Genomic DNA, 22,599 nt, shown 5'->3' on the forward strand with positions numbered 1-22,599 from the left:
AGTTGAGAGCGGCAAGGAGAGAGCTCTCCTTGCCTTTTCCTTTTGCCCTCCAGGGGAACTGAAAGCCACTCGCGAAACGGTGGCGCGCCGCGTACGGATACGCGTCGCCGGCCCAGCGGATGGGGCGGGAAAACGGTCCAGGTTGATGGTCCCCACGTTGCTGACGTGATGGCATGGGACGTCGTCGATATCGGCACTTGATCGTTGGCCCCGAGCGCTACCGGTGGTGGGTCAGCCATCAGCATGTGCCGGATCCGGAGCCCGGCGGTGTGGTCGGACGCTCATGCCGAGAAGTCCTTGCCTTCGCGCGCGAGGGCTCGCCAGATGTCGTCCGCGTTGTCTTCGCTTCCGGTCCGGATCGTGTGGTGGGCGGCGGTGGTTGGGGTGCCCACGAGGGCGGCGTCAGCCGGATCAGCGGCGGCGGGTACCTCGATCTCCACAGGCCGGCGACCGTGAGGGCGTTGATCGATGAGGTCTTGGCGGACGGGCAGCCTTTCGGGCACGCCACCCGTGTTGACGGGTGGCGGTTCTTCGAGGCCGCGCTCACTCGGCTGCCTCCGGAGCGGCGGGAAGCGTCACGCGGTCCATCCGGATGAGGCTGTCCACGCGCGGACAGGTGACCGCTTCCGTGTGCGGACAGGTGCGTTGGGGGCAACGTCGAACTTCGGTACTCCCGCGCGTCTTCAGCCAGCCGACGTACGAGCCGAGGCCGTGTCCCGCTTGCGGTGGCTGCGGTGATCAGCGCCGTAAAGGCGAAGTGGTGAGGTGGCGGATGGCTGGAAAGCCGCTGGCCGAGGGGATGCCGTGGGTGACCTGGACGACATTGGTGGCAGTGGTCGCCGCGACTGCCGGTGCCTGTCGCCTCACCGCCGCGGCCACTCGAAACGGGCCACGGTGGCGATCCACCTCGCGGGACGACTGGGCTTTCCGACGACCCGGCCTACGATTGGGGCGATGGACGAGCCATACCATCTGCTGAGGCCCCGAGGCACCGGGACGTCGTACGGGAACAACCGGCTTGTCCCTCACCGCCGGTCCGGCCCTCCTGACGAGGCTGTGGCGCAAGGAGCCGCATGTGCCCGCCGAGGCAGGCCAAGACGCGAAAGGCAGCGACGTGGTGCAGTGGCAGGGGACCAACTTCACCGTGGACGGACACGAGCCGACGAGTGCCGACGAGTACTACCAGATCGGCCTGCACTGCTGGAACAGCGCCCAGCACCGCGGTGCGGACGTCTACTTCCTGGAAGCCGCGGCGGCCAGCGGCCACAGCGCCGCGATCGAGCTTCTGGGGCACATCGACTACGTGCAGGGACGGTACGCGAGCGCGGTGCCGCGGCTGCGGCACAGCAGCGGTTCGCCGCGAGCGGCCTACTACCTCGCGTCGCTCTACCACCAGGGCTGTCCCCAAGCGGGCATCGTTCAGTCGTTGGACGAAGCAGGCCGCTGGTATCACGCCTCGGCCGAACTGGGCGAGCCGGAGGCGATGCTCGCGCTGGGCGACCTGTACCTGGAGCGGTTGCTGCCTCTCGCCCGGACCCCCGCCGAACATGCCCTGGAGCAATTCCTCGCTGCCGCCGCACGCAGCCATCCCTACGCCCAGTACCGTGCCGCGGAGGTCTACCGCACCCTGTACCAGGACGCCGAACGAGCCGCCGTGATGTATCAGTCCTGTGTGGACAACCCGATGACCGGGCGCCACGCACTGGGGTCGATGATGATGCTTCAGAGCCAGGCGCACCTGCGGGAGATATCAGCCGTGCGGACAGCCCGCTTGCAGCAACAGCGGCGTGACACAGTCAACCCCGCGCAACGCCGAGACGACTTCTACTGAGTCCCCCGTGCCCCACACGACCCGGGTCCCGGACCCGAGTCCCACTCCACACCGGCGTGCTCGATCCGATCAGCTGCACGCCAAGACCCACAGGAAGACCGCCACCGCCCGCACGAGGTGTTCCGTCTCCTCGGTCTGGACCAGCAGCGCGCCCGGTACATGGGACAGTTCCCAGGAAGCCCGGTCCGCGGGCTCGTACGGCTCCGCCGCCCACAGGCGCCCGATCTCCTCGGTGCCGGCCCCCAGCCTGCCGCACGCGTCGGCCGTGGCGCCCAGGACCTGGGCCAGCGGGCTTGCGCTGCCCCGCCCGTCGCCCGGCAGCAGGTCGGCGGCGACGGCCAACGCGGCGGCCGTACCGGCCAGGCGCGAGGCCCGCTCCAGCCAACTCGATGCAGGGCGCCCGAACGCGGCGGCCGTGTCGGCGAGTGGTTCCCAGTCCCCGCCGATCCGTGCGCCGACAGACCGTTCCTGGTCGGTGGGCCGCCATGCCCCCTGCTCCCGCAGATCGTCCGCCCGCCCCATGGCCTGCCGGACCACGGTGAGGGCGGCCGGCCAGTCGCCGAGGTCCCAGTCGGGCGTCGCCCGCAGTTCCCGGACACGGTAGCCGAGTGTCAGTCGTGCCTCGGTGGGGCGCGGGCTCGCAGGATCGGGCTCGACATGGGCCTGTAGTACGTGCCTGATGCCGGCCACCGATTCCGCGCTGCCGACTCCGATCCCGGCCTCGCGGGCGGCATCGGGCAGCGGACCTGTGTCCAATGGTTCGGCGCCCTGGACGCAGTGGCGCAGGGCATCGGCCAGGGGTACCTCGTCGACCAGGACCCCGGCCTCGTAGGCGACCCTCCACAGCAACAGGCCCACCGTGCTGTGCCTGGCGCTCCCCCACGGCCACTTCACCCGCGGGCCGGGGTCCGCGTAGAACCGCCGGGGCGCGGGCGGGCCGAAGCCGAGATCCCGCTCGTCGTGCCAGGCGACCAACAGGCGTGCCTGGTGGCAAGCCCGCTCCCACGCCCCGCAGCCGTAGGCGACCTGGTGCCCCGACTCCCACCCGTCGATGTCGACGTCCACGTTCACGGGGCGAACCGTACCCCGCCCCCACCCGCGCCCTTCGCGGATCCGCACTCGATCTTCGTCACCCTGGGATTGCGTCGGGGCCTCTGCGCTTTCTGCCGCCGCCAAGGCGTGGAACGGTGAATACGGTTTCCGAATTTCTTCAGTGTGAGTGTGGCGCTGACATCCGGGAGGCGAGGCATGCGATGTTCCGCGAAAGCGTCATCTAATCTGGATGACGCCTGCGCGACTCCCCAGTTCTGCTGCGGACGAGCGAGGAATTCGATGAGGGAGCCGTTTGTGAGTGACAACATCTGGGGCTACCACCCGACCGCCGGGCACATCGTGGGCACCGATCTGATCGGGTACAAGGTGGAGGCCACCGACGGTGCCATCGGGAAGGTCGACAAGCATGCGGACGACGTCGGCTCCTCGTACCTCGTCGTCGACATCGGTGTGTGGATCTTCGGCAGGCATGTCATGCTGCCCGCCGGCACGGTGAAGAGGGTCGACCGGGCCGAGCGGAAGATCTACATCGGGCTCACCCAGGAACAGATCAGGGAGTCGCCCGAATTCGACAGGGCCAAGCATGTCGGCGACGCCGACTACCACCAGCAGGTCGGCGGCTACTACCAGAGCCACCGCGCCTGACCTTCCCACGGCCGAACTCCCCGCGCCTGCCCTCACCCGGCGCCAGGCCGCAGGCGGGGGCAGACCGGAGACAATCCCGGTCGGCCCCCTTCTCTTGGCCTGCGCAGGGTCCGGTCCCGTGCTCCGCACCGAGTCCGGCCGCCCCTCAGCCCTGGGCCAGCTCCGCCACCGGCTGCCACTTCTCCCATGACGCCAGACGCTGCTCGTAGTCGGCCTTGGCGATACCCAGCGGCGCCGAACCGAAGAAGCAGCGCAGCGGCGGCTCTTCGGCGTCCACGATCTCCAGCACCGCCGCGGCGGACGCGCGCGGGTCGCCGGGGGTGCCGACGCGCTTGCTTCGCTGTTCCTGCACTTCCTTGTGGAAGTCGGCGTACGCCGGCAACTGCCGGGACGTACTCGACGAGGAACCGGCCCAGTCGGTTGCGAACCCGCCGGGCTCGATCAGTGTGACCTTGATGCCGAACGGGGCCACTTCCTGAGCCAGCGCCTGGCTCATTCCCTCGAGTGCCCATTTCGACGCGTGGTAGATGCCTACCAGCGGGAAAGCGCTGATCCCGCCGATGGAGGAAACCTGCAGAATGTGGCCGCTGCCCTGCTCGCGCAGGAACGGCAGTGCCGCCTGGGTGACCCACAGCGCCCCGAACAGGTTGGTCTCCAGCTGGGCGCGAGCCTCCGCCTCGGTGATTTCCTCGACCATTCCGAAGTGGCCGTAGCCGGCGTTGTTGACCACCACATCGAGCCGCCCGAACCGCTCGTGCGCCAGCCGTACGGCGGCGAAGTCGGCGTCGCGGTCCGTGACGTCGAGTTGCAGCGGCAGCAGCCGCTCTCCGTACGTCTCGCGAAGATCGCCCAACGTGGACAGGTCGCGCGCCGTCGCGGCCACGGAGTCGCCGCGTTCGAGCGCGGCGATCGCCCATTCCCGCCCGAAGCCGCGTGAGGCGCCGGTGATGAACCAGATCTTCTGTGTCATGGAGTGCTCCTCATGAAACCCGTCGTCCACTCGGTCACCACGTCGCGTCGCGATGCCTTTCCCACCACCCAACACCTTCGAGTGGGCTCCAAGGCAACTCCAGCCTTCCCCGGCGCGGCCCGACACCGGCTCCCCGTCCCCGCCCGGGTCCGGAAGCCCTCCACGGCCGGTCCAAGGCTTCTGGGAGGGGTGTGGGCGGACCGCGGTCACACCTGTACGAGTTGCGGTTCCGATTGCTGCGCCGGTACGGCCTGCGGACTCCACAGCTTGTTGGTCCGCACGTAGCCGTAGACCACTGAGGTCATCGCCAGAAGAAGGCCTGGTCCGAACGCCCAGGGATGTCTGGCCATCTCCAGCGGCAGGTAGCGGTACGACACCAGGAGCGCGATGAAGACGGTCGTCCCGTAGCTGACCAGCCGGATTCCCGCCCGGTCCCATCCTCGGTCGAACGAGCGCATCGCCGCCTCGATCGTGAGCGCGAACACCACGCCGGCAACGAGATCCGCTCCGTAGTGGTAGCCGAATCCCAGTGTTGCCGTGAGCGTGCCGACCAGCCAGAACGTGCCCGCGTATCGCAGGATCCTTGAGGCCTCACGCGTATGGATGAAGAGCGTGGTGGCCCAGGCCGTGTGCAGGCTGGGCATGCAGTTGCGAGGGGTGATGTCGTCGAACAGGATCTTGTGCGGGGCATGGATCGGCGGCGCCGTGTGCGGCCACAGGTTGGCCGCCGCCCAGTGCCCGCCTTCGGCGCCGTAGGCGAAGACCGGCCCGGCCACAGGGAAGATCATGTAAATGGCCGGCCCGAGCAGACCGATGGCCAGAAAGGTGCGCACCAGATGATGGCCAGGGAACCGGCGTTCGACCGCCACGTTTCGCAACTGGTACAGCGCGAAGACGGCCGCCGCCAGCGGGAGCTGACCGTAGACGAGGTGGAGAACGTGGGTACCGATCGGACCGGTGGCCGCGACGATCCGGCCCGCCACCCATGAGGGGTTGCCCAGCGCGTGATCGGCTGTCGCCACGTACGGGTCGAGGACGGCCGGACGGGTCTTCGATGTGATGAGCAGCCAGGTGTCGCCCGTCTTGTGACCGGCCACCAGGAGCAGGCCCAGCCCGGCGCCTTTCAGCAGCAGGACGCGTTCCCGGCCGGTGCGGCGCGTGACGGCGATGAACGCATAGCCCAGAATCACCCACAAGGCGCCGTTGCCGAAGCTCATCCTGGCGTCGAGCACCCACCGCATCAGCACGAAGACGACGTCGATGCCGATCGCGGCACCCAGCGCGATGAACCGCTCCCGCCAGGTGAGCACCACCATCATCAGCGCCAGGCCGGCGTACAGCAGCGGCCCTGACGCGGGGGCGAGTATCACCTCCCGCACCTGATTGGCGATCGGCCCCGGCAGGCCGTAGTGACGCGCGACGATCTCCATCGTGACGAGGAATCCGAAGGTCACCACACCCGCCACGGCCCACAGCATCACCCGTGGCCGGTGTCGCGCGACGAACGCAATTCTGTTGTTTGTCCGCGAAAGTATTCGCGATGCTATAGATATCAACTATTCGGCCGATTTGTTAGATGTTGGTCAAATGGCTCACCCTTCGCGCTAGACAGCGTGTTCTTCTAGTGAAGGACGGACGATCAGGGCAATCGTCGTGAGTTCGATCATGCTATGAGCGTTACGGGCGGGTTTCAAGGGTCACAGGGGGTGCAAAGGTGAGCCGATCCTGTGATCATCGATCTGCCGTGCGGCCGGAAAGCTGTCACCCTGGGTTCAGCCGATCTTCAATGCTCAGGAGTTTCCATGGGACGGACGGTCAGAAGAGGCACAGGCGGACCGGGGTTGGAGGGCCGGCCATGACGGGCCCTCCAGCCTCCGAGGGCCACTACGGACAGGACCTGTTCGAGCCGGAGCACCCCCAGGAAGCCGAGCGCATCGACGCGGCGGCGCTGGTCTACGACCCCGTCACGACAGGTCGTCTGCGCGCTCTGGGCTCGGGGCCGGGCAGCCGCTGCCTGGAAGTGGGGGCCGGGACCGGGACCGTGGTCCGCTGGCTGCTGGAGGAGTCGGGCGCGGCGGAGGTGGTCGCGCTGGACCGGGACACCGGCGGCCTGGACGGCCTCGCGGATCCGCGGCTGCGCGTGGTCACCGCCGATCTGCGGGACGAGAGCCTGGACCTGGGCGGCTTCGACCTGATTCATGCCAGGTTCGTTCTCATGCACCTGCCCGAACGCCGTCAGCTCGTCTCACGTCTCGCACGATGGCTGAACCCGGGCGGCCGGCTGGTGCTCGGCGACGCCCTGGAGGTGCCGAATCCGCTGGACACCACGTCGGCCTACCGGCGGACCATGGACGCCATGTGGCAGGCACTGCGGTCGACCATCGGCACCGACACGTCGGACGTTCCGGCATATCCGCACTTCCTGAGAGAGGAAGGCCTCCAGAACGTCGCCGGCGAGCTGTTCTGCCCACCGCTGGTCGCGGGCGGCCCCCTGGCTCGTTTCTGGTCCGAGACATGGAACCGGATGCGGCCCGCCCTGGAGGAAACCGGGCGCGTGGACTCCGCCGCCATCGACGACGCACTCGCCTACCTGGCCTCACCCCGGCTCGCCGAACTCGGACCCGGCCTGATGATGGCCTGGGGTCAGCGGCGCTGAACCGTGGACACCGGTCGGCGTCGCCGGAGGCCGTCCGTCGTCCTCACGTCTGCTGAGACGGCTCGTACGTCTCGGCGATGAGGCCGAACGTCCACGCCACTCCCTCACGGGCCGTACGGGTCGTCGACGGCCGCCTTCTCGTACGGCCACCACCCGCCCGCGTCATGCAGGCCCAGGGTCGCGTCCAGGAGCAGCAGCCGGACCCGGCTCTCCTCGTGCCGGTCGGTGGCGAGATCCTCGACGACCCCCGACCGACCCGGTCGGCCGGCGTGCGGGTCGACTCCCACAGGGCCGTTCCCGTGACCCGCCAGTGCGCGCTCGGCCCGCGCAGGTCCGGCCGGCGTGGACCCTGCACCGTGGACCGCATGTGCTGGCCATTCCGGGCACCGGCGATCCCGACCACCTGATCGAGAACGTCACCGCGGGCGCGCTGCGGCTCTCGCAGGACGAACCGGCCCGCCTCCCAGTCCCCCCACCAGAACGAAGCCTGAGGCCGGCAACGCGAACCGGCTCCGGCCGGTCCGCCGAACCGAGACCTCGGGTTCGTCATCATGCGTGCTCTCGCATCGTGCGCAGGCTCCAGACCGCTCGATCTTGACGACACCGAACCCGCTACCGGGGGGGCGGTCCGCGTCCGGGTCGGCCCCAGCGGTATCAGCCATCGCGCCTTCGGGCGACGTAGACGGTGTTGGCGGCGGTCCCGCCTTGAAGCGGGTTGTCGAAATTCACTACATGCGCGGCCGTCTCCACGAAGACCTCCGCGAGTACCGAGCCGAACTCCTTGTCCGGTGGGTCGTTCGACCACAGCGCGAACACGCCGCCGGGATACAGCAGTTCGGCCAGGGCCGTCAGACCGGCCCGTGTGTAGAGCACGGCATGGTCGGGGTGCAGCACATGACGCGGCGAGTGGTCGACGTCCAGCAGGATCGCGTGAAAACGGCGGCCAGGGGTCTCGGGGTCCAAACCGCGCGGGGCCGCACCGGCGCCGTCGTCAGCAGCCTTGTCGCCCGCCGGCACCGAAGACTCGGCTCCCGCGCCACCCGCAGACGGCGTTTTGTGCGCCCCGCTCCCGGTAGCCATCGCGAAGAAGTCCCCGAGCACCAGGCGGCATCGGGGGTCCGACGCCAGCCCCGCGCCCAGCGGCACGAGCCCGCGCCGGTGCCAGTCGATCACTTCGGCCAAGGTGTCGACGACGATGAGCGAACGCACGCGCGGATCGTCCAGCGCCGTCCTGGCCGTGTACCCGAGGCCGAGTCCGCCCACGACGACGTCGAGCGGACCCTCGGACAGCTCCGCCAGGCCGAGCCGGGTCAGCTCGACCTCACCCGTGGTGAAGAGACTGGACATCAGGTACTCGTCACCGAGCTTCACCTCGTACACGTCCTCGCCCGACAGCGGATCCCGCCGACGACGCAGGCTGATGTCGCCCATGGCCGTCGGCCGCCAGTCGATCTCCTCGAAACGTGCGCTCATCCGATGCCCTTCTCCCCGACCTCGTCCCACCACCGAGGGACGAGGGACAGCCACCAGCGCCGACCGCCACGGCCGGATCGAAGTGCGACGCAAGAAGGCACCGCACCGTCCGGCTCGGGCCCGATGCTTTGGAGGATCTTCACACGGAGCGCTGCTGACAGGGTGGTCAAACGGCCGTACGGCACCGGATCGAGTCTGTCTGCCCGCTCCGGCGTCACCGCGGGGTCGTCTCACGCCTCGACAGACCCGCCTGCGCCACCCCGCTCAGGCCGTCGCGGCATAACGCGGCGTAACGACAACATGCTTGGCATACGGACGGCGGCGCGGTCACCTGCCCCTGCGTGCCACCGAATCAGGAGCGCGGGGCGGCCTCGGCGATGTCCTGGTGCATATGGTCCATGAGTTCGCCCAACTCGCGGACGTCGGAGCTTGGGTTGTCGGCGTTCCGCGCCGCACCGCGCAGCCAGTCGGCGGTCGTCAGGGCGAGGGCGGTGGCGTCCTCTTCGCGGTTGTCACCGAGCAGCTCCTCGATCCGGAAGGCGAGACCGCCCAGGGTTTCGTCGTTCGTCTCCGGCGTCAGGTAACCGCGCAGGCCGACGGGGTACGGGTCCTGGGCTCTGGCGTGCCGCACGGCGGCAAGTACGGCGGGGTCGTCGCTGTACTGGTCGAGATGGCCCAGGAGGACGTAGATCCGCGCGATGAGTCGAGGACGCCCGGGGTGGCGGTCCAGCCAGGCCATCAACTCCTGCTGGCCACCGAGGTGGTCGACGAGCGGAGTCAGTGCCTCCACCGACTTGGTGGGGAGATCCCAGTGGTGGGGAAGGAGCTGTGCCACTTCGTCGGCGAGCCGCGCCTCGTCCTCGGCGCCGAGCGTACCGGCGGTGAACCCGCTGACCTTCAGGCTGTCCAGGCCGAACCCGTCCGGCCCTGCCTGCCGGGAGCGGTCTGCGGAGCCGTGCCGTCGGCGCAGCAGCTCACCGACGCTCTTGAGGAACGGCTTGTCGTGCACGAGACCTCCTGATGAACGCGCTCAACGGCGTCCTGTCCGGGACAGGAACCGTGAACTCGCCGCGATCCGGACGGCGACTCCCACCGGTGCTCTCCGACGTCGGCATCACTACCCTGCCGCCCGGTCCCGGTGCCCGCGCGCCCGGTGAGCCGGATGAGTACGGGTGCCGGCCACAGAACGAGGCATCGTCCCTGAGACGCGGGTGCCCGGCGGCCCTGGCAGGGAACGCGTCTGCGAACCGGTCAGCCCGACGTGGTCCGTGCGGGCTCGGCCGAACGTGCCCCTCGGCCGCGACGAGTTCCGCCGCGTCGCGAGTGTGTTCTGGTGACGTCGTAGAGGGTCGTACGGCGCTTCAGCGAGAGACATGTCCCGCGGTGTTGCGGGGACGTCTGACACCGATCGGTCGAGACAGAGCGGCGCGGGACAGAGCGGCGCGGGACAGAATCCCCAACGAGACACGGTACGACGAGATCGTCATACGGCGTGCAGCCCCTTCCATCACTGAGGGAGCTCGTCCGTGTCACGGCCCCCGGCCAGTCGCAGCGTCACAAGAGCCGCCATCCCCGCCACGCTGCCGAAGGTGAGGGCAGCCGGGACGCCCTCACCGAGCATGGAGAACAGGTGGACAGGCCCCCACGTGGCGACGTCGTCACCCAACGCCATGTACAGGACTTGGCTCACCAGCAGTCCCAATACGGTGGCACAGACCGCGCCTGCCGCCATCCCGGGCACGGTGGTCCGGGTGAGCATGCCAGGCAGCAGCCGCAGCGCCCACCACACCACGACCAGCATGAGCACGTCGACGGCTCGGTACAGCAGCCAGTCACCCAGCGGCGTGGCCGCCGGACCCGACCAACCACCGAGCAACAGCCACTCGCGCAGCAGGTCACCCGGCTCCGACAGCAGGCCTCCACCGCTGAACGACGTCTGGATCCAGGCCGCCACCGATTCGTACGACAGGATCACCAGTGACAGCGCGATCACCGCGGTTCCGGCACTCGCGGCCAGGCGGGCGGCGCGCGGCGACACACTCTGCCGAGGCAGCGGATCCTCACCCTTGGCAGTGACACGCGCCACCAACACCGTCAGCAGTGCGGTCACCAGCGCCGCGAACACCACGACCGGCCCGCTCGACGCGATCACGAACGCCAACTGTGGCAGGACCCGGTAGCTGCCGTGCCCCCCGGACGCGATCAGCCACGGTGCGGACGCGGTCACGGCCAGCGTTCCGGCCACCGGGCCCCAGGCCCACAGCGCGAGCACCGTGGCCGGCGTACGGCCCTGCGTCGGCGGAATCCTGCGGATCAAGAACAGCGCACCGGCCAGGAAGAACACGAAGACCGCAACGAACCTGATCTGCATCGCGGTGCTGTACAGACCTGCGTACTGGGTGCCTCCGCTCAGGGACGCGTCCCCGCCCGTACCGGCGCCTGCGGGTACGTCGGCCAGCACCCCCGTCGGGGGATCGTAGGACCAGGGTGCGAGCCATCGCCGGAGTTCACTCACCGACTGAGCGTCGAACACGCTTGTAGCACCCCGCAGTTGCAGCGCCTGCGCGCTCGCCCCCGCCCACCACAGCAACATCGTGATCAGCAGGCCCCCGACCAGTGCTGGTATCACCGCGCGCCGATATGTCATGTGCCGTCCCCCGTCTTGGCCTTGCGTCCGTCCATCTTTCGATCACCGAAAGCGTAGGGGGTGGTGATCACTTACGGCAGGTATCCGGCCACTCGGCGGGCTGTTCCCCGGGGCGGCCCAACACCGCTCCCGGATCTGAAGGGGCGCCGCTGAAGCTGGTAACTCTCCTGATTGCAAAGGTATCTGACGATCTGTCTGCTTCTGCCACGACCCAGGACAGGCCGCTCTCGACGGTGCAGAGCGGTACCGGGCGCTCACGGGTCACCGTTGCCTTGGCGCGCAGCCTTGTCGTGCACGGGGCTGTCGCCCTGCTCGAAATCCCGGATGGTGCACAACCAGACGATCCGGAGGAACAACGGGCCGCGATCATCTGGTGTGCGCCTACGTTCGAGGAGTTCGCCTGTCGGTACTGGATCGAGAACCGGATCTGGCTTGCCCTCAACGGCGATGATCCGTCCGGGCTCGAACCTCAGATGCGTGACCATCTGAACCACTACGCCACCCGGCATACGGGCATGAGCGTTGCGCAGGGGTGCGCCGAGCTCGGCGGATGACATATGGCCCCACGCGGGATCGCGGCCCCTCGGACAGGCACGGGAAGCGGCAACCGCAGCGGCAGCAGTGAGTGCGTGATCGCTTTCGGTGCTGCCCGGTTGCCGGGCCCTGTCGATAGCATCGCCTGACCGTGGAAGACGACCGCGAGGGTGCCCGGTATCCCATCCGGCAAAGGAGGCGGCATGAGCGAGGCGTACTCGCCCGTCCCGGAACTGAACCTGCTCAAGGAGTTCGGTGACCGGATCGGTCCCGTCTACTGCTCAGACGGTTTCGAACTGTGCGAGTACGGCGGGGACGCCGGCCTCCGTACCTGGTCGGAGCATCCGGAGTTCCTGAGCCGGTTCATCCCCTTCGCGCAGGCCAACCACTCCGGCTCCCACTACGCGCTGTGGCGGTGCGACGAGCGGACGGACCTCGCCACATTGCCCGTCGTCTTCGTCGGCGACGAAGGGGACCTCTACGTGATCGCGCGAGACCTCACGGAACTGTTCCGGCTTCTCGCCATCGACAGTGAGCCCGCATCCCAGGGGTTCCTTGGCTTCGACAGCACCGAGGAGCACAGCGAGGGACATCGCGATTTCCTCGTCTGGCTGGACCAGAAGTTCGGGCTTGGGCCACCGGAGGATCTGGGCGCGCTCTGGAACGCGCGAAAGGAGCATGACGATCGGTTCAGGGCTTGGGCAAGTCGCTTCATCGAGTTGGGCGACTACTGACGGCTTCCAACGGTCGGCGACTCCCGGGCTCCGCAGGGGTCCCGTCTGGCCGCCCTTGCCCGACAGCCGGGTCCGCCGCGCCCGTTGCATGCACCACAGCTTGCGTCGGTCCACCTGGCTGCACGTTCCCCGTCATTCCCTTGACTCCGAAATCGCCACCCTCGAACGCTGGCTAGACGCAAGCGCGTTGCGACAGGCCATGGCTCCGTACGGTGACGGTCCGCGAATCAGTCGGTGGGCGCTGGGAGTTGGGGCCCGTTCAGGTGGCCATAGGCGTCGTGCACGGCGGTGCGCCCGGCTTCCAGGGCGGTTTCGAGGAGGTCGCCCTCACGCGCCAGACGGCCGACCGACGGCGAATCGGGGGCGGGGCGGATGGAGACGATGGCCGAGTGGCCGGTCAGGCAGGCGTCGTCTTCGGCAAGGCGTGTTTCGCGGTCGAGGAACACCTGGCGCAAGGCCATGGGTTCCCGGCGCAGCACCGTCTTGGCGATGAGCGGGGCGGAGCGCGACGGCCGCGCGACATCGATCGCGCGCCTGGATCGCAGCACCATGACATGGGTCGCGCCCTGGGCCAGTGCGGTTCGGTACGGCACGGATTCGGATACCCCTGCGTCGTAGAACCGGCGCCCGCGCAGCGTCACCGGGTCACCCGCCAGGAGCGGCAGGGCAGCGCTGGCCCGCAGCGCCAGGCGCAACTCCGCGGCGTCGCTTATGAAGGGTCGCAGGTCGGTGGATTCCCCGGTCTCGGCGTCGGTGGCCAGCGGGTGGTACTCGACCTCGCTCGCGAGGATCGACTCGAAGTCCATCGGCGCGCAGTCCTGGTCGCCGTAGCGGTAGAGCACCTCGTAGAAGGCGTGCAGATCCACGAGCGGTCGCCCGCGCAGCGGGTTCGAGCGCCGGATCAGCGTTCTGGCGTACTTGGGCACCGCCCAGAAGCGCAGCGATTGCGGGCTCGTGCTCAGCAGCCACGCGCCGGAAGCGGCGCCGGCGGAGGCGCCGTAGACGGCATCGAAGCTGTTGGTCAGTCCGAGCTCGTGCAACGCCAGGGCCATCCCTCCGGCGATGATGCCGCGCATGCCGCCGCCCTCGATGGCCAGCGCGACGCGGTGCCCGTCGGCGCGTGCGCCGGGGCGGCTGCCGACCTGGGCCCGCTCGGTGAGCACGTTCCAGACCGGGTGCGGCTGCGCGGGCTCAGGCTCGGTGGCGGGAGTCGTGGCGGTCGTCGTCATCGTGGTCAGGGCTCCAGGGGACTGCTCGGGGGTGGTATCTGCGCACAGAGGTCGGGGACGGCGCGGCGCGAGCGCCGGCCACCTCGGATCATCGCTTGCCTTCTACTTGGGCGACGGGGCGAATCCGCCCATCACTTTACCAGCGAATAGCCACTCACTAGCCGATGGCTAGCAAAATGGGTGCCACGCCGAGAAGCAGGCACGGCGACTACAGAGGGTGCTCAGTCCGTGCTCAGTCGCCGGGTGGGTGCTGAAGCACCGGGCAGGGTTCAGAACGAGGCGAGGCGAAGCTAGGTGAAGTGAGGCGAGGTGAAGTGCGGTGAAGCAGTCATCGACGGACGGCAAACGATTCCTACCGCCCCTTCCTACCGCCCCACACCATGTGCGGGACATCAGGCCCCTACACAGCCGAGGCCGTGCCGTCCGCCTCGGCGCCCGGCGCGGCGAGGAGGCCGCGGACGGTCAGGAGAAGCGTGGCCCTCAGGTCATCGTCCGAGAGGTCGGACAGTTCGCCTAGGCCTTCCAGCATCCACACGCACATCACATAGGCCATGCGTTCCGCCGGCGTGGGCGAGGTGCCGAACAGCACCCGCAAGACGCGGCGCCTGCGCCCGTCGTTCTCGGCGTAGATACTGGCGGCCCGAATCTCGGGATCGTGCAAGAGCATGGTTCCCAGTTCACGGTTGCGCACCAGGAAGTCGACCCAGCCCACCGCGTACGCGTCCAGTTTCTCCTGACGTGATGACATGCCCGCCAACTCGTCCAGAAGCACCGTCATTTCCTCCACCGCCGGATCGAGCGATGCCTGGAGGATCTGCGCCTTGGTCCGGAAGTGGTAGTAGACCGCGGCCTTGGTGATGCCCATCTCGTTCGCGATGGCCTGCAAGGAGGTCGCTTGGTAGCCCCGGCCGGCGAAGAGTCGCTGGGCCGTTTCGACGATCTGCTGCCGCGTCGCCGCGGCCTGGGCGGATCGACCGACCACAGGGACGTCCGGCTCTCGCTCGCTCGGCATGCTCGCTTGCTCCCGCATGGGTCTTGCCTTCGTGGGTCCCTGGTAACCGAACACTGAGCGTCCACTTTACCCGTACTGTCCGTCGACTAGCCACCGGCTAGCGATTCCGAAGCCGGTCGCCGGTCGACCACAGCCGGATCAGGTCGCCGACGTGCTCACCCTCTGGCGGGGAGCCCCTGAGCAGCGTGACTCAGTCCGGCTGACCGTGGCGACCTTCCTGCGCACGACTGGCCCGGCACGGGATCAGCCCACAGGACCTGGCGGCGTAACCGCACGTCGGGGGCCTCGGTGGCCTCGGCGTATGCAGAGGTGTTCGGGTTCGCCAGGTCGGCCGTAGGGCGGGCACCGACCCGGCTCCTCGGCCCGATCTGACCTGACGTGACCTGACCTCTACAACTTCCTTGCGACACCCACGTAAAGAGGGATCTGTTCGCCCTCGCTGTGCTGAAGTTCTCCCTCGGGGTACCAGCGCGCGGCGAGTTCGATGCCCGGGTCGAGAAGCTCAAGTCCGTTGAAAAACCTGGCGAATTCACCGCGCGATCGGACTTGCGCCGATGTTCCCCCCTTGCGGTAGACCTCGACGACTCGCTCCCATGCCTCAGGGTCGAAGTCCCCTGTCGCGTGCGAGAGCGCCAAGTGGCTTCCGGGAGCCAGGGACTTGAGCAGTTCCGCCACGATGCCGTAGGGGTTGTCCTCGTCCCCGACCAGGTGCAGGAGTGCCACCAGGGAGAGCGCGATGGGCTGATCGAAGTCGAGGGTTTCCCTGGCCGCCGCCAGGATCTTCGCCGGTTCCTGAACATCGGCCTGGATGTAGGCGGTACGTCCCTGCGGGGTGCTGTGCAGCAGTGCCTCGGCGTGCCTGAGGACGATCGGGTCGTTGTCGGCGTACACCACACGGGCGGCCGGGTTGACGGCCTGGACTATCTGGTGAAGGTTCGGCGCGGTCGGGATTCCGGTGCCGATGTCGAGGAACTGATGGATGCCCCGCCCGGCCAGCAGACGGGCGGCACGGTGCATGAAGTCCCGGTTGGTCCGGGCCATTTCCTTGACCGCGGGGAAGAAGGATATGACCTGCTCGGCAGCCTCCCAGTCGACGGGATAGTTGTCCTTGCCGTCGAGGAAGTAGTCATACATGCGCGCCGACTGGGGCTTGCTGGTGTCGATCTCGTCCGCACCGGTTCCCGCGTCTGTCACTTCGGTCCTCCGCCGCTACGGCGTGATCGTAGGAGTTGGTTCGACTGTGCTGGAGACTGCAAGGAGTTGTGTCTCAAGTGATGAGGAAGTCGGCCCGTCCCTCCTTGGCGGCACCGACGAACTCGGCGATGACCGAGGAGGCGCAGATGAGGGCCGGGCCGTCGGGGTCCGTCGACTGCCTGACCGCCACGACGCCGCCGCCGAGTTTCTTCATCTCGACGCAGCTGCCGTTGTTGCCGGGGCTCCAGGGCTTGCGCCACCCGTGGGGTCCCAACTCCTTGGCGGCGTTCATGGCGTGCTTCATCGTTCTGTCTCCTCGCGGACGTCAGCCAGGGACACCCTGGTACGTCGTTTGGGCATGGCTTGGGCACTCATACGGTCGAACACCTCGCGGTACAGGGCGACTTCCATGCAGCCCTTCGCGGTCCTCGTTCCCGATGACCGTGGTGTGCGCCTGCCGCAGCCTGCCATCGACAGGCTGAGCCAAGAGGCCCTTCGTCCGCCCCAGTTGCCGCAGCCGTCTGCCCAGCACCAACTGAGGAACGGTCGGAGCAGACCGCGTCGCGCTCACGTCTCACGCCTCATCGACCCCCTGGACGCCGAGCAGTCTGCCATGCGCTTCCCCCTCACGGACAGGTTTGGTGATCCCTGCAGCACACGACGACCGCAACCCCCTCGGCCCGCTCTGGGACAACTCGCACAACCGCGCTCAGGTCGCCGTCGGCCTCAGTCAATGCCACCACTCGGCAACAAGGGCCTCCACCTGCAAAGGAGTTGCGACGGAACGAACCGGGATCTCCTCGGGCAGGACTCTGCGGGCGAGGTTGGTCAGTGTGGAGCCGGGGCCGACTTCGACGAGGCGGAGGCTGCCGCGTGCCATGGCTGTGAGCGTGCGCATGGAGCCTGCCCAGCGCACCGGCATGACGAGCTGACGGAGCATCATCGCGCGCCATCGCTCCGGGTTGTGGAGGTGAGCGCGGGCATCGACGTTCGCGATGACCGGGCAGTGTCCAGGGTGTAGTGGAGTGCGGTCGACGGCTTCGGCCAGGCGCGGACGGGCCGGAGCCATCAAGGGCGTGTGGAAAGCGCCGCCGACCGGAATGCGGATCGCCCGCGCGCCGTCGCGTACGGCCTCCTCCACCAGCGTCGCCACGGCATCGACGGCACCGGAGATCACGACCTGTTCCGCCCCATTGATGTTGGCGACCCACACCTGCGCCCGCCGCACGGTACGCAATCGGGCCGCGCGTCTCAGCGTTCTCGGCACGATGTCGGCACCGATCAGTACCGCCATGGTGCCCGGCGTGAGCCGGTTCGCCTCCTCCATGGCCGCCCCGCGCTCGGCGACCAGCCGAGCTCCGTCCTCCGGGTCCAGCACCCCGGCGGCGGTCAGAGCGGCGTACTCGCCGAGGCTGTGCCCGGCACACACTGCGGGCCGCAGGTCACCCACCGCCGTGCGCAGCGCGTCGAGCACCACCATCTCGAAGGCGAAGGTGGCCAGTTGTGCTGTGTCGGTGCGGGTCAGTTGCTCGGCTCCGGCGTGCAACAACAGCCGGCCGACATCCGTTCCGCAGACCTCGGAGAGGCGTGCGACAACCTTCCAGTGCGGAGTGTCGCGCCAAGGCTCACCCATCCCGGGACGCTGAGCTCCCTGACCGGGGAAGAGCAGGCCGACACCGAAGGGCACGGTCTCCGGGAGGCGAGCGGTCCTCAGGGGTGACACCTGCGACGCATGCGGCATGAGTGCGGACAACGTTCCAGTCCCTTCCTGGTACAGGTACGGACGGGGGTACACGACGGACACGGGTACGCGTACGGCTACAGCCCTCGTGTCCGCCCGGGCGGCGGCGCGGCAGGAGGACGAGCCGATGGCGGCGCGATGGTGCACGGGACTCCGGACGAACCCTCAACGGGCCCGGTCCGTCCCGGATATGGACGAGCCCCGGGCTTGCGGAACCGGTCGAGGGATACCGGTTCCGGAAGCCCGGGCAGTGCGGGGCGCATGCCGGGAACCCCGCTCAACGCGCCCGTGCTGCCGGTCCTGACCCGGGGACCTGCGGCACGTGGACGTCCAGGACGTCACTGAGGTAGCCGGGCAGCGACGCCCGTACTCCGGCGAACGGCTCGTGTCCGCCGGGATAGCGCTGCCAGGTCACCGGGTGGCCCCAACTGGTGAGCAGGTCCCTCAGTCCGGCACCACTGCGTTCGGGGACGACCCAGTCTCGTGCCCCGTGGCCGATCCACACCGGCAGGCCGCTGTTGGCGGACGACGGCCGGCCGGCCGGGAGCAGTGCGGGCAGATCGGGAGGCATGAAGGGCGCGTAGAGGGCCACGCCCGCCAGCCGTTCGGTGTACGTCAGTGCCAGGGTCAGGGCGACCGTGGCACCCTGGGAGAAGCCCGCCAGCACGATCCGTCCGGCGCCGATCCGGTCCGTTTCCTCCTCCAGCAGCCGCGAGAGCGGCCGGTGCACCGCCAGGAGGCCGTCGACGTCGATCCGGTCGATCGCGAGGAGGTTCTGCGGGAACCAGCACGGCACCGACAGACCGCTCAGCAGGCTCGGGGCCGCGACGGGCGCGCGCGGGAACACCCCGCGCACCCCCGCCTCGACCAGTCGGAACCGCTGGGTGACGGCCATCAGATCGCCCGGTGCCTGGCCGATGCCGTGCAGCCAGACGACGGTGCCACGGTGCGGTCCGGCGGGATCGGTCGTCTCGTATTCCAGCCGGTCCATCGCGCTCACACCGGCTGGGGTGCCGGCCGTGGCGTGGCCGGACGGCGGAAGAGCATCGAGGCGTACTGGCCACCGAAACCGAAGGAGTTCTTCAGCACGGTGCCGACCGGTCGCCGGACCGGGGTGAGGGAGGTACGCACGGCGCAGGCGGGGTCGGGCTCGGTGCAGGTCGTGACGGGCGGGATGATCCCGCGGCACATCGTGAGGGCCGCGACCGCCGTTTCCACCACACCGGACGCCGCGGAGCCATGCCCGGTGAGTGACTTCACGGCGCTGACGTCGAGGTCCGCCATCCGTTCGCCGAAGAGCCGGTGCAGCGCGCGCGCTTCGGTGACGTCGTTGAGGCGGGTGGAGGTGCCGTGGGCATTGATGGTGTCGACGTCGTCCGGGTGCGCGTCGGCCTGTTCGAGGGCGGTCCGCATGACCCGTTCGATCATCTCCACGTTGGGAGCTGTCATGTGGCGGGTGTCCACCGCCAGCCCCCAGCCACCGATGACGGCGTAGGCCTGCGCCATGCCGCGCCGGGCGGCGTGCTCGGCCGTCTCCAGGACGAGCGCGCCCGCGGACTCGTTGATGACCATGCCCGTGCGGCGTTTGTCGAAGGGCATGGAGGCCTGGGCGGGGTCGCCCTTCCAGCGCGACAGTGCCATGAGCTGGCCGTACTGGGAGAGCACGTACGGGGTGTTGCGGGAGACGGCCGCCGACACCACCGCGTACTGCGCGCGTCCCGAGCGCAGGAGCCGCGCGGCTTCCGCGATGGCGCGCAGGCCTCCGGAGCAGGTGGCTTCCAGTCGTACGGGGATGACGGGCGTCCCGAGGCGTGCGGTGATCTCGGTCGGGTAGGCGGACAAGTCGCGTGTCTCGGGCGGGAGATGCCTGCCCCGCAGGTGTGCCAGGACGGCCGAGGGTTCGTTGCCGATCCTGTCGTAGCGATCAGCGAGGTCTTCCATGTGGGTGACGTAGTCCTGCGGGAACGATCCGGTGGGGCCCGGCCACACACGCGCGTAGACCAGGGCGGCCGGCCCGTCCTCTGCGGGCAGTTCGCCGAACCGGGCGTCGCCGAGAGCCTGGTCCACCGCCGCGAGCATGAGGGAGTCGCCCCAGGAACGGTCGGGTGCGCCGTAGTCGGCGGCGACCTTCGCCTTGACGTCCTCCGGGATCAGCCCGGCCGTCCAGCCGCAGGGCAGTCCGCCGGTGTCCATCCGTTCTTCCCGGACCACTCCGGAGCGGCCTTCGAGGTTGGCCGACCAGAAGGTCTCGACGTCCCCGCCGATGGGGGTGATCACCCCCATACCGGTGATGACGATGTCGCCGCTCATGCCTCTGCCTTCCCGTCGTCGGCCGAAGACCCGTGCGTCGATGCGATGACGAGGGCTCCCGCGGCTGTCGAGTGGTGTCCCTGGTTGAACGCCGTGATCAGCGCTGTCGGCGCCGGGCCCAGGGGACGGGTCTCCCCCATGACCGGATCGAGACCGCCGAGTCCGGGGTCGGGGCGACGCAGCAGGCCCACGGGGGGAAGCTCGCCGCGCCCGAGGCTCTCGACGACCAGCGCGGTGTCGATGAGTGCCGAGCACTCGAAGGCGTTGCCGATGGTGCCCTTCGACCCGGTCACGGGAAGACTGCCCGCGCGCGGCAGTACCGCCTGGGTCTCCACCCGGTCGAGGCGGGCCGAGCCTGCGCCGTGTGCCCACCACACGGTGGGGGTGGTGTCCGCGTCGGCGAGTACGGTGTCGACGACAAGTTCCGCCGAGGCCGCGATGTCGGAGGCGACCAGTACCTCGCAGCCGGCGAGCCGGGCGCGAGCGGTTCCGCGCGCGGTGTCGGCACGCTCCAGCAGGATGGCGGCGGCACCTTGACCGATCAGGGTCCCCGCCCTGTCGGCGTCGAAGGGTCCGGCACCGGCCGTGGCGCGTGTGCCGAGCGGTTCGTCCTGGTCGAACGCGGCCATCGCGGTGATCGTCAGCGGCGGTCCGACGCCGACGACGAGCATCCGGTCGAGTTCACCGCTCTCCAACAGCCGTACGGCCAGGGCGAGTGCGCCCGTGCCGCCCGCCGCGGCCTCACCGTAGGCCGCGACGTTCGATCCCCGGAATCCGCTGGCCATGGAGACGAACTGGCCCAGCTGGGAAGGGATTCCGCGTATGTAGGAGTAGTCGGGCACTTCGTCGTGGAGGAACTTCGCGAGCGGCCTGGGGTCGTTGCGGAAGCGGGAGGCGAGCTGCGGGATGACGTCGCTCAGTTCGTCGCTGCTGCTGCCCACCGCCATCACTGTTCCGCCGCGTACGTCCTCCGTGTCTCCGGTGATCCCGGCCTGTTCCAGGGCTTGTCGCGCGACGGCGACGGCCCAACGGGCCGACTGGTTCGCGTACTTGCCGGCATTGGCCCAGTCACGGCCGGCGGGCCAGGTGATCTCCGCGGTGTCGACGGCGGCCGACGGCCACGGCAGCGCGGGGGCCGGTCCGTCGTGGCCGCTGGTGTCGAAGAACGTCTTGCCGGCGGCCATGGCCTCCCAGAGCCGGGCCGCGCCGATGCCCGCCGGGGAGATCACACCGATGCCGGTGACCACGATGTCGGGACGCTCCTGCCGCCCGCCGCGTTCACTCACCACGCCAGCCTCCCCCGCTGATGCCGCCCCACAGGCGGTATCCGCCGTCCACCGTGATGGTCTGCCCGGCGATCCAGGACGCCTCCTCCAGGCAGAGCAGGGCCACGACGTCGGCGCTGTTCTCCGGCGTCGTCATGCGGTCGCCCGGCCACGGGGAGACGGACAGTTCCTTGGTGACACCGTGGGCGAAGTCGGGCCGGACCTTGAAGACGCCGGTCTGTACGAGTCCGGGACGCACGCAGTTGGCGACGATGCCGTACGGCGCCAGCTCGTAGGAGAGGTAGTCGGTCAGCGACTCCAGTCCCGCCTTGGCCGCCGCGAAGAGACCGGCGCGCGGGATGATGCGCGTGGTCGTGGAGTTGGTGATGGTGATGAAGCGGGCCCCCTCGCGGTCACGCATCAGCGGAAGCGCGTACTTGGCGAGCAGCCAGGTGGCCCGGGAGTTGGTGTCCTGCACGAACTGCCAGTCACCGAGGGAGGCTTCAGTGAGCCTGGCGAACTTGGTGGCGGCCGCGTTCTGGACGAGGATGTGGAGGTCCTGGTGGATCTCACCGATCTCCGTGATCAGGTTCTCGATCTCCGCGGGCTCGCTCAAGTCCGCGCGGTGCAGGGTCACTTCCGTACCTTGCTCGCCGAGTTCCGCGGCGAGTTCCTTGGCCGGGCCCTCCCGGTCGACGTAGTTGATGGCCAGGGTCGCTCCCCAGGCCGCGAGTTTGCGAGTGATGCCCGCGCCGATGCCCCGCGAGCCGCCGGTCACCAGGGCCACCCGCCCCTTGAGCGGCTGATACTGACTGTCCATCACTGAACCCTTCCTACCGCTGCGGTCCGCTGCGCGGCGTGCCGCAGCAGTACGACGCTCATGCGTCCGATGGCGTACGTCCGGTCGTTCTCGTCGAACACCCGGCGTGTGGTTTCGACCAGCCCGAGCCGGTCGTCGATCTCCTCCGCCCGGTCGGTGGCGGTGGTGAACCAGAACGGGGTGTCGGGGTACAGGGGTCTGACGAAGTCCCAGCTCAGCCTGCGCATACCGACGATGGCGGCCGGGGAGCCGTGCTGCACCACCCAGCCCGAGGTGATGGAGTGGATGAAGCCCCCGGGCACGATGCGCTGCCGGCGGTCGGTGCCCTGGGCGAAGTCGTCGCTGTCGTGCACCGGGTGCTTCTCCCCCATCAGATCGAGGAGTTGGTCAAGCAGCGCGCCGCTGAACACCACGGGTCCGAACCGGCGCACCGGTGCGTGCGCCAGGTCCTCCCAGTACTTCACTGCCCCCACGGCTGTGCCTCC

General features: G+C 69.0%; 23 protein-coding genes and 2 pseudogenes. 6 read left to right on the forward strand and 19 right to left on the reverse strand.

Annotation, left to right across the window (positions count from 1 at the left end; translation table 11 throughout):
• Nucleotides 1-281: 281 nt before the first annotated feature.
• A complete protein-coding gene (locus ACZ6KY_RS15375; RefSeq protein ID WP_469310784.1) occupies nt 282-440 on the reverse strand; it encodes a hypothetical protein in 159 nt (52 codons plus the stop codon).
• 635 nt (nt 441-1,075) lie between these two features.
• Between ACZ6KY_RS15375 and ACZ6KY_RS15380 the strand changes: the two genes are divergently transcribed.
• Complete coding sequence (locus ACZ6KY_RS15380) at nt 1,076-1,831, forward strand: tetratricopeptide repeat protein (protein ID WP_469310785.1); 756 nt, start codon at nt 1,076-1,078, stop codon at nt 1,829-1,831.
• A 69-nt stretch (nt 1,832-1,900) separates the two neighbouring features.
• Here ACZ6KY_RS15380 and ACZ6KY_RS15385 read toward each other — a convergent pair whose 3' ends face one another.
• Entirely contained in the window at nt 1,901-2,902 is a 1,002-nt protein-coding gene (locus ACZ6KY_RS15385) for a hypothetical protein (protein WP_469310786.1), read from the reverse strand.
• Nucleotides 2,903-3,178: 276 nt separating this feature from the next.
• Here ACZ6KY_RS15385 and ACZ6KY_RS15390 point away from each other — a divergent pair, with 276 nt between their 5' ends.
• Nucleotides 3,179-3,529 carry a PRC-barrel domain containing protein gene (locus ACZ6KY_RS15390; RefSeq protein WP_469310787.1) on the forward strand — a complete coding sequence of 117 codons (351 nt, stop codon included), beginning with the start codon at nt 3,179-3,181 and terminating at the stop codon, nt 3,527-3,529.
• Between the two features lie 145 nt (nt 3,530-3,674).
• Here ACZ6KY_RS15390 and ACZ6KY_RS15395 read toward each other — a convergent pair whose 3' ends face one another.
• Nucleotides 3,675-4,499, reverse strand: a complete 825-nt coding sequence (locus ACZ6KY_RS15395; protein ID WP_469310788.1) for an SDR family oxidoreductase — start codon at nt 4,497-4,499, stop codon at nt 3,675-3,677.
• A gap of 206 nt (nt 4,500-4,705) precedes the next feature.
• Nucleotides 4,706-5,977 carry a phosphatase PAP2 family protein gene (locus tag ACZ6KY_RS15400; protein ID WP_469310789.1) on the reverse strand — a complete coding sequence of 424 codons (1,272 nt, stop codon included), beginning with the start codon at nt 5,975-5,977 and terminating at the stop codon, nt 4,706-4,708.
• 377 nt (nt 5,978-6,354) lie between these two features.
• Here ACZ6KY_RS15400 and ACZ6KY_RS15405 point away from each other — a divergent pair, with 377 nt between their 5' ends.
• Nucleotides 6,355-7,155: a class I SAM-dependent methyltransferase gene (locus ACZ6KY_RS15405; protein WP_469310790.1), complete on the forward strand. Its 801-nt coding sequence runs from the start codon at nt 6,355-6,357 to the stop codon at nt 7,153-7,155.
• A gap of 43 nt (nt 7,156-7,198) precedes the next feature.
• Here ACZ6KY_RS15405 and ACZ6KY_RS15410 read toward each other — a convergent pair.
• Together ACZ6KY_RS15410 and ACZ6KY_RS15415 are read right to left on the reverse strand one after the other, a co-directional pair.
• Nucleotides 7,199-7,291, reverse strand: a pseudogene (locus tag ACZ6KY_RS15410) (DUF6745 domain-containing protein); the annotation flags it as partial.
• A complete protein-coding gene (locus ACZ6KY_RS15415) occupies nt 7,260-7,442 on the reverse strand; it encodes a hypothetical protein (RefSeq protein WP_469310889.1) in 183 nt (60 codons plus the stop codon). The gene ACZ6KY_RS15415 and the pseudogene ACZ6KY_RS15410, both read right to left, overlap by 32 nt.
• Nucleotides 7,443-7,471: 29 nt before the next feature.
• On the opposite strand from ACZ6KY_RS15415, the pseudogene ACZ6KY_RS15420 reads away from it, so the two are divergent.
• Nucleotides 7,472-7,618: pseudogene (locus tag ACZ6KY_RS15420) on the forward strand (aldo/keto reductase); the annotation flags it as partial.
• A 191-nt stretch (nt 7,619-7,809) separates the two neighbouring features.
• On the opposite strand, the gene ACZ6KY_RS15425 reads toward ACZ6KY_RS15420, so the two are convergent.
• From ACZ6KY_RS15425 to ACZ6KY_RS15435, 3 genes are all read right to left on the reverse strand, one after another.
• The gene (locus ACZ6KY_RS15425) at nt 7,810-8,628 is read right to left on the reverse strand and encodes a polyamine aminopropyltransferase (protein ID WP_469310791.1); all 819 of its coding nucleotides are present in this window, start codon (nt 8,626-8,628) and stop codon (nt 7,810-7,812) included.
• Between the two features lie 352 nt (nt 8,629-8,980).
• The gene (locus ACZ6KY_RS15430) at nt 8,981-9,637 is read right to left on the reverse strand and encodes a hypothetical protein (protein ID WP_469310792.1); all 657 of its coding nucleotides are present in this window, start codon (nt 9,635-9,637) and stop codon (nt 8,981-8,983) included.
• 498 nt (nt 9,638-10,135) lie between these two features.
• Nucleotides 10,136-11,275 carry a hypothetical protein gene (locus ACZ6KY_RS15435; protein WP_469310793.1) on the reverse strand — a complete coding sequence of 380 codons (1,140 nt, stop codon included), beginning with the start codon at nt 11,273-11,275 and terminating at the stop codon, nt 10,136-10,138.
• Between the two features lie 233 nt (nt 11,276-11,508).
• On the opposite strand from ACZ6KY_RS15435, the gene ACZ6KY_RS15440 reads away from it, so the two are divergent.
• Together ACZ6KY_RS15440 and ACZ6KY_RS15445 are read left to right on the forward strand one after the other, a co-directional pair.
• Nucleotides 11,509-11,829 (forward strand): hypothetical protein, encoded by a 321-nt coding sequence (locus ACZ6KY_RS15440; RefSeq protein WP_469310794.1) that lies wholly within the window; start codon nt 11,509-11,511, stop codon nt 11,827-11,829.
• Nucleotides 11,830-12,012: 183 nt separating this feature from the next.
• On the forward strand, nt 12,013-12,543 hold the full coding sequence (locus ACZ6KY_RS15445; RefSeq protein WP_469310795.1) for a hypothetical protein: 531 nt from the start codon (nt 12,013-12,015) through the stop codon (nt 12,541-12,543).
• A gap of 227 nt (nt 12,544-12,770) precedes the next feature.
• On the opposite strand, the gene ACZ6KY_RS15450 is transcribed toward ACZ6KY_RS15445, so the two are convergent.
• The 10 genes from ACZ6KY_RS15450 to ACZ6KY_RS15495 form a co-directional block, all read right to left on the reverse strand.
• Entirely contained in the window at nt 12,771-13,772 is a 1,002-nt protein-coding gene (locus ACZ6KY_RS15450; protein ID WP_469310796.1) for a patatin-like phospholipase family protein, read from the reverse strand.
• Between the two features lie 400 nt (nt 13,773-14,172).
• A complete protein-coding gene (locus ACZ6KY_RS15455; protein ID WP_469310797.1) occupies nt 14,173-14,802 on the reverse strand; it encodes a TetR/AcrR family transcriptional regulator in 630 nt (209 codons plus the stop codon).
• A 372-nt stretch (nt 14,803-15,174) separates the two neighbouring features.
• Nucleotides 15,175-15,978, reverse strand: a complete 804-nt coding sequence (locus ACZ6KY_RS15460) for an SAM-dependent methyltransferase (protein ID WP_469310798.1) — start codon at nt 15,976-15,978, stop codon at nt 15,175-15,177.
• Between the two features lie 73 nt (nt 15,979-16,051).
• Entirely contained in the window at nt 16,052-16,282 is a 231-nt protein-coding gene (locus tag ACZ6KY_RS15465) for a DUF397 domain-containing protein (RefSeq protein ID WP_469310799.1), read from the reverse strand.
• A 426-nt stretch (nt 16,283-16,708) separates the two neighbouring features.
• The gene (locus ACZ6KY_RS15470; RefSeq protein WP_469310800.1) at nt 16,709-17,719 is read right to left on the reverse strand and encodes an ACP S-malonyltransferase; all 1,011 of its coding nucleotides are present in this window, start codon (nt 17,717-17,719) and stop codon (nt 16,709-16,711) included.
• A gap of 277 nt (nt 17,720-17,996) precedes the next feature.
• On the reverse strand, nt 17,997-18,710 hold the full coding sequence (locus ACZ6KY_RS15475) for an alpha/beta hydrolase (protein WP_469310886.1): 714 nt from the start codon (nt 18,708-18,710) through the stop codon (nt 17,997-17,999).
• A 5-nt stretch (nt 18,711-18,715) separates the two neighbouring features.
• Nucleotides 18,716-20,029 (reverse strand): beta-ketoacyl-[acyl-carrier-protein] synthase family protein, encoded by a 1,314-nt coding sequence (locus tag ACZ6KY_RS15480; protein WP_469310801.1) that lies wholly within the window; start codon nt 20,027-20,029, stop codon nt 18,716-18,718.
• Nucleotides 20,026-21,318: a beta-ketoacyl synthase N-terminal-like domain-containing protein gene (locus tag ACZ6KY_RS15485; protein ID WP_469310802.1), complete on the reverse strand. Its 1,293-nt coding sequence runs from the start codon at nt 21,316-21,318 to the stop codon at nt 20,026-20,028. Before ACZ6KY_RS15485 ends, ACZ6KY_RS15480 begins: the two co-directional genes overlap by 4 nt.
• On the reverse strand, nt 21,308-22,114 hold the full coding sequence (locus tag ACZ6KY_RS15490; RefSeq protein ID WP_469310803.1) for an SDR family NAD(P)-dependent oxidoreductase: 807 nt from the start codon (nt 22,112-22,114) through the stop codon (nt 21,308-21,310). The genes ACZ6KY_RS15485 and ACZ6KY_RS15490 overlap by 11 nt, the downstream gene beginning before the upstream one ends.
• Nucleotides 22,114-22,587, reverse strand: a complete 474-nt coding sequence (locus ACZ6KY_RS15495; RefSeq protein WP_469310804.1) for a hypothetical protein — start codon at nt 22,585-22,587, stop codon at nt 22,114-22,116. Before ACZ6KY_RS15495 ends, ACZ6KY_RS15490 begins: the two co-directional genes overlap by 1 nt.
• Nucleotides 22,588-22,599 lie beyond the last annotated feature (12 nt).

The sequence above is a fragment of the Streptomyces sp. NPDC042002 genome, from assembly GCF_055588305.1.